A 6,638-nucleotide genomic window follows, 5' to 3' on the forward strand; every position below is an offset into this window, starting at 1 on the left:
GCTGTGTAGCCTTCAGGCTTGTAAACCAATAGAAAAATTAAACACGATGATGGAACAAAGAATTAGCGTATTAACAATTGGGGCTGATGATCTTAACGTGATGAAGCAATTTTATGAGGAAAAATTGGGATGGAAACCTATTGCGGAAAATAAGGACATCGTCTTTTATAAAATGAACGGCTTTCTCTTTAGTATTGGAAAACGTAAGGCGTTGGCCGACTTTATTGGAATACCCTCAACAGGCAGCGGTTTCCGTACGGTTACAATTGGCTATAATGTGTCTACAGAACAGGAGGTCAGGGATATTTATGCCAGGCTGAAAAGCAAAGGAGTAAGGATATTGACAGCACCTACGGTTCCCCCCTTTGGTGGTTTGTTCTTCTATTTTGAGGATGTGGAGGGGAACATAATGGAAGTGGCCTACAATACTTTTATCCCGCTGGATGAACACCATAATGCTGTTGATCATAAATCCATTGATCACCTATAACGATTATCCGATGTGATAAATTAGGTATGCATTTTTAATTAATCGTTTTTTGAGATGATTTGCTGCTTCATTTGTGGCTGGTTTTTTTCGCACTATCAGTTTTTCTCAAATATGGCAGCCAAGATGCTTCAAGTTGGATCTATATGTTATTTTATTGTTAACCATAAGGTGTCATTTAACCATTACTGATGGGTAAGCCAAAAGTTGGTGTGCAGCAATAAAATTGCCTGATAGCTTCAGTGAGTTTGCATTTTGGAATTGAGATTTTTTAATCAAAATAGAAACTGAATACCTCATGGACTGAAATGTTTAATGTTACGTATAGTTATTTCATTTTTTTTATTGACTTTTTTAGTATTTTTACTGTAGATATTTAAATTATCATTATATAATATTGTGCCTCAAATCATAATCATTTAATTGAAATATTGAATATCCCCAATATTTAACCTCATTATTATCACAAACACATCCCAAACCTTAGCCATGAAGAGATCATTATTTATTGTAATTATTTTTCTGACTACTATATCAATCTCAAAGAGTCAAACCACATCATCTAAAGACAATTTTATTGTAAAATTTAATGTAGGTAAAGGCGATTTTGTTGACAAACAGCATTTACCAAAATATGTAAAGGAGGGAAGCACAATTTCCATAGCATATGATAGTGTGAACACATTTTTATATGGATCATATGCCAATTTTTCTGACATAAATCACAATTATCAAGATGGACTAAGCACATTGCAAGCTGGTTTTAGCGACATTTCTACGGCAAAATCTATAGAAGAAAAGGAGGTGGGGGCAATACAAGGACTAGAGAGTTGTCAAGTTAAGGGACTAAAGTTTCGTGCAAATTTGACAATTCCCGACGCTAAGGCCCTCATTAAAAATAAGCGACAGATACTGGATAAAATTGGATCAGAATTTTCAAGTATTGAAATAAATATCCTGAATATAAAAGCCATCATGAATATGGACACTATTATAAAAATGGCGATAAACAATCCTCAATGTGATAATATAAAAGCGATGAATGATGCAATCTTTACTCCAGTTAAGGTTTACAGCATTAATAGCATCGAGGATATTGTCCCTGTTTTTAATAAAAAATTGACCTTACTAACAAAAGCTATTCAAAATATTACCCGGAATATCTCAGACCTTGAATTATTAAAATCAGACCTTAATGCAGATGGTAAAAGTGAAATCGACGAATTGGCTGACAGCTTAAATAAAAGAGTACGCAATCTCAATGACGCTTATTCTGGTGCAAATCTTTCCATATTACAGAGAAACGTTGCTATATTTTCAGTTAATGCTCAAACTGCAATAAGTTCGTCATTTAAAATTCCTGCAAGAGTTATTGCTACAGCTAATGGTGACTATCTTCAACTTAGTGATTCAATAAAGGATAAAAATGGAAACTTTAAGGTGGCTATTCTTCCCAATAAAATAAAAACAGTAGGAGGAACGCGAATCGACTTTAGTATCGGTGTATCCCTTAATATAGGTGGTAACGGTTCTGATTATTCATTCCAGAAGAATCCGGATAATGTTACTTCCGGCCCCGATACTGCAAAGGTTGTTTTAAGAGAAGATGGCATGAATAAGCGTCTTCAATTAAGCCCGGTTATTTTCATACATTGGTATCAGACAACCAAATGGGCTGTTCAATGGACTTTGTCGGGTGGTCTTTCTCCGAATTTTTCTGATTTGACCAATACTAAAATTTATTTAGGAACGAGTTTGGGCTTCCCATCCAGTAATGACTTAACAAAAAGGTTTGTGGTAAATTTGGGCGTGTCTGCTGGTTTTGCTGATGTTTTAAAGAGTAAATACAAAGATTATAGTAATTACGCCCAATTTTCAAATGTTGACGCAAGCGATTTGACTCAAAAATCTATTCGTGTTGGAGCATTTGTTGCATTGTCATATAATCTTGGCGGTTCAGGGCATTAATACCTTTAAAGCAGTAAAGAACACCTGAAATCACCCGGATGTTTCTTTATACTACGTGACATGTTTTGCTATTCTTTATAGAACATTACCATTGATCTAAAGTGTATAACTTAGCCAGTTGCTTCAGATTTTCAAGGAAATGGTTCGAGAATTATCCGACCGGGATCACAATAAAGAAAACAAGCAGTTTTAAAGCCGCATAAATCGCAGGATTTATGCGGCTTTTCTGTTTTTAGCATACAACGCTAAATCTCTCTAAGTCAATCTGGCTGGCAACAAAAAAGAGAACATTGAAACATCCCGCAGAACTGCCGTTATCTGCAACCAGTTCTTCTGCTACTTGTCTTTTGTGGAAGGCCCCAGCTTTGTTTGTGAATAAATCCTTCTGAATCTGATTGTCAAATTGCGGCAATGACTATGATATAGTCTTACGATGATATATATATTGAATCCATAATTTAACCTTTATGACGCATAGAGTCCAAAATCTATCGCATGGAGGTTACTAGCGACGACATATTGCTCCAGGAACTGAAAATAGGAAGTAGCGATGCATTTTCGAGAATTTATAATAAATATTGGGATAAAGGTTTATATGCAGGCCTATGACAGGCTTAGAGATATCAAGCAAAGCCGGGACTTAACGCAAATAGGGTTTTGAATGCAGCAGATTATTCCCCCTGGCGAATGGTGAGCTGGTCTTCGACAGAGTGGCTTTAGGTGATGTACTGGAAACGCTGAACAGAAGTTTGGGGGTAAGTGTAAAAGCTTCTCCGGAATCAGGACTCAGCCTAAGGGTTGGATTTTTGTCCCTTTGATTAAAAATGATTAAGGACCATGCCCAGTTCAACTGCACATGATCCATTTTTTTTGAAGTCACCCTTAACCTAAGGCCGGATACTACATATCAGTAAGGAAGTGAACGTTGCACAAATAATTTATATTTTGATCAGTATGCTATAGCTTGCCGGATTGGAGATTTTTTCTTTCAAAATTAAATGCAAAGAAATGGGTATCAAGATATTATAGGTGCTGTTAAATAATATTATTTATTTAACAGCACAAGTCCGATTCATTCCTGTGAAGAATTATCTTTGCACGCTTAATTATGGCTCTACCAAAGGAAGAAATACAATTAACTGCGCAATATAATGATATTGACGAAGATATTCTTCAGGGAGTTTTTTATTAATCAGGTAATCTTTTCACAAAATAGTAGGTACTAAATATTGATTGTTATGACGAGGAATAGGATAAAAATATTGTGTTTTCTTTTATGCTGCGCTGGCACATGTATGGCGCAAAACAAAGTGTTGGTAGTAGCACACCGTGGCGACTGGCGTAATGCCCCGGAAAATTCATTGCTGGCTTTTACGTATGCAGCAGCCATGGGCGTGGATATTGTTGAACTAGATCTGAAGAAAACAAAAGATGGGGAGATCGTTATCATGCATGATGAAACGATAGACCGTGTTGCTAACGGCAAGGGCAAACCAGCTGATTACACACTGGAGGAGATCAGGAAGTTCCGCTTGCGCAATGGTCTTGGCCGTGTTACCAATAACCCCATCCCTACCTTACGGGAGGTGATGATTGCCCTGAAAGGAAAAGTGATGGTGAATCTTGATAAGAGCTACGATTATTATGACGAGGCATTTGCTATTTTGAAAGAAACCGGCACATTGCAGCAGGCCATTTTCAAATCGGAAGTTCCCTATGCAGATCTGAAGCAGCGATATCCTGTATTAATCGATAGTATCATTTATATGCCAGTGGTAAATCTTGATAAGCCTTTTGCAAAACAGATTATTACAGATTACCTACATTACATGAGGCCTTATGCTTTTGAACTGGTTTTTCAGAAAGATACTGCCGCTGTTTTATCGAATAATGCTTTCATTACTGAGCAGCAATCGAAAATATGGATGAACTCATTATGGGCTTCGCTCAATGCGGGCCATGATGACGATAAAGCCGTAGAAGAAGGCAATACAAAAGACAGTTGGGACTGGTTGATTGAGCATGGGGCAACGGTTATTCAGACAGACAGACCGGCTTTACTGCTGCGTTATCTGCAGAAAAGAAAATTACATCGCTAAAAACGATAAAATGATCACCGGTTAAAATATCGCTATGGCTGGCTTATTGTTATTTGCCAGTGAAGGTACTGCTTTCATGTACTCCGTACCAAATCCAAAAAGTAATCGGAGAATAATATGTAGCAGATTGACCTGTAAACGTCAAAATTTAAAAGCTAAATTTTGCCCAAAATAGTTAAAAACTGACTCAGGATCATGCCCAATTTCTAATGGGCATGATCCATTTTTTTGAAGTCTCTCTTGATGACTCCTGGTTGATCCATTCTTCTTTTAATAAATCTGCTGCCAGTTTTCCTATGTCTTTTGCGGCAACCATTAGAATCGATTTATCTGTTGGATTAAGAAAGCTTATTTGAAGAGCTTTTTCTAGCGCAGCAGTATCGTGCAAGGGTCATAGTAAGCCCACAAATTTATCTTTCGTACATTATCTATATCTTTCTATAAGAATAGGTATAGGCTAAAAGTATACCATAGGGGATAAAATTATCCCTATACGAATATTTTTACCCTTATTGCATTGGTGTGACTTTATCATCAAATTTGTTCCAAAAAAAGCATGGTACAGGAACAACAAAAAACGTTATTGACGGAATATTTACTCGGCGATTTGAAACTTCCCAATAGAGTTGTTATGGCATCTCTTACACGGGCTCGTGCTACCAATACTGAATTGGCACCCAACGAACTTCATGTACAATATTATGCCCAGCGTGCAAGTGCCGGATTAATATTAACTGAGAGTGCATGGGTAAGTAAAAGAGCTATCGGCTTCATTAATATCCCAGGAATTTTTACCCAAGCCCAAACCGACGCCTGGGAAAAAGTAACTCATGCCGTGCATGAGAAGGGTGGCAGAATCATGTTGCAATTGGTGCATTCGGGAGCTACCTCTCATCCTGATTATTTGGATGGCGCTTTACCTTTAGGCCCCTCTGCTGTTAATCCGCAGGAAAAATCATATACCCCAACAGGATTTAAAGACACCGTAACTCCTAAAGCTTACACAATTGAAGAAATCAAGGAAACGGTTGCTGAATATAAACTGGCAGCCATCAATGCGAAGAATGCAGGTTTTGATGGTGTTGAACTGCATGCTCAGTTATATACACTCATTCCGCAATTTTTGAGCAAGGCAACCAATCAGAGAACAGATGAATACGGAGGCAGTATAGAAAATAGAAGCAGGATCTTATTTGAAATACTGGAGGCACTAATTAGCGTTTTTCCAGGAAAAAAAGTAGGTATTAAATTTACACCGGCAGCATTTAATGCAGGGATTATTAAACCGGATGAAGATACTATTCAAACTTTTGATTATGTATTTAGTGAACTAAACAATTATGATATTGCTTTTATAGAATTGGTTGGCCCATCTTTAGACTTAAAAGAGACCGTGTTAGAGTCTTTGAAAGATAACTTTTACGAGCATTTTCGCGCGCTTTATAAAGGTACTCTTATGGCTAATCTTGGATTTGGTTGGGAAACCGGCAACAGGATTATTGCTGCAGGAAATGCTGATATAGTTTCTTTTGGGGCTCCTTTTATTGCCAACCCGGATTTGGTAGAGAGGTTTCAAAATTCTTTTCCGTTAGCGATGGCTGATACAAGTACCTATTACACCGGTGGCGAAAAAGGCTATACGGATTATCAAAATTCAAATAATTAATCCTGGGAAGATTATATGGGAGAGTAGTAGATGTTTGCTATTACAATACGGGCATGTCTGTATGCAGGATAAGTTCTATGAGTTTCTTTAGCGGATATTGTAAACTGTAATAGTCAATATTTAATCTGACAGACAGCTAATTTTGGGCCCAACGAATCAGCTGTAAATCTATGAATATTTTATCCACTAAAAAATTTGCCGAGCTACCCGCTCATTGTGACTCTGCAAATTTTTAGTGGATAAAGCATCAGGAAGTTACTTCGGCATCTAAATACCAGTCTGTAATAGGCTTTCCCTTAGCCAATCCAATACTGTCTGTAAATGTCTCCAGGGGAGTCTTCCCAAAACAATACTTTCCACTGTGGGTTCTTTGTCCATTATAATAGTTCATCCAATCATCTAAATCTGATTGCATAGA

5 protein-coding genes and 1 pseudogene are annotated in these 6,638 nt (G+C 37.3%); 4 read left to right on the forward strand and 2 right to left on the reverse strand.

The genetic code is table 11. The annotated features are described in order from the left end of the window. Positions 1 to 46 precede the first annotated feature (46 nt). The 3 genes from ACDQ55_RS15150 to ACDQ55_RS15160 all read left to right on the forward strand — a co-directional run bounded on the left by ACDQ55_RS15150 (position 47) and on the right by ACDQ55_RS15160 (position 4,554). Complete coding sequence (locus tag ACDQ55_RS15150) at positions 47 to 490, forward strand: VOC family protein (RefSeq protein ID WP_420982250.1); 444 nt, start codon at positions 47 to 49, stop codon at positions 488 to 490. Positions 491 to 976: 486 nt separating this feature from the next. Further along, positions 977 to 2,455 carry a hypothetical protein gene (locus tag ACDQ55_RS15155; RefSeq protein WP_420982251.1) on the forward strand — a complete coding sequence of 493 codons (1,479 nt, stop codon included), beginning with the start codon at positions 977 to 979 and terminating at the stop codon, positions 2,453 to 2,455. Between the two features lie 1,295 nt (positions 2,456 to 3,750). Next, a complete protein-coding gene (locus ACDQ55_RS15160; RefSeq protein ID WP_420982252.1) occupies positions 3,751 to 4,554 on the forward strand; it encodes a glycerophosphodiester phosphodiesterase family protein in 804 nt (267 codons plus the stop codon). A 193-nt stretch (positions 4,555 to 4,747) separates the two neighbouring features. On the opposite strand, the gene ACDQ55_RS15165 is transcribed toward ACDQ55_RS15160, so the two are convergent. Beyond that, the gene (locus ACDQ55_RS15165; RefSeq protein ID WP_420982253.1) at positions 4,748 to 4,942 is read right to left on the reverse strand and encodes a hypothetical protein; all 195 of its coding nucleotides are present in this window, start codon (positions 4,940 to 4,942) and stop codon (positions 4,748 to 4,750) included. A gap of 168 nt (positions 4,943 to 5,110) precedes the next feature. Here ACDQ55_RS15165 and ACDQ55_RS15170 point away from each other — a divergent pair, with 168 nt between their 5' ends. After that, the gene (locus tag ACDQ55_RS15170; protein ID WP_420982254.1) at positions 5,111 to 6,220 is read left to right on the forward strand and encodes an alkene reductase; all 1,110 of its coding nucleotides are present in this window, start codon (positions 5,111 to 5,113) and stop codon (positions 6,218 to 6,220) included. A 289-nt stretch (positions 6,221 to 6,509) separates the two neighbouring features. Here the strand turns inward: ACDQ55_RS15170 and ACDQ55_RS15175 are convergent. Continuing rightward, a pseudogene (locus ACDQ55_RS15175) lies at positions 6,510 to 6,638 on the reverse strand (IS481 family transposase); the annotation flags it as partial.

This window comes from Chitinophaga sp. 30R24, from assembly GCF_049056765.1.
GTDB lineage: Bacteria > Bacteroidota > Bacteroidia > Chitinophagales > Chitinophagaceae > Chitinophaga.

Coding starts and splice junctions, on each gene's coding strand:
- ACDQ55_RS15150 (WP_420982250.1), top strand. CDS start 47: ATGATGGAACAAAGAATTAGCGTATTAACAATTGGGGCTGATGATCTT.
- ACDQ55_RS15155 (WP_420982251.1), top strand. CDS start 977: ATGAAGAGATCATTATTTATTGTAATTATTTTTCTGACTACTATATCA.
- ACDQ55_RS15160 (WP_420982252.1), top strand. CDS start 3,751: ATGGCGCAAAACAAAGTGTTGGTAGTAGCACACCGTGGCGACTGGCGT.
- ACDQ55_RS15170 (WP_420982254.1), top strand. CDS start 5,111: ATGGTACAGGAACAACAAAAAACGTTATTGACGGAATATTTACTCGGC.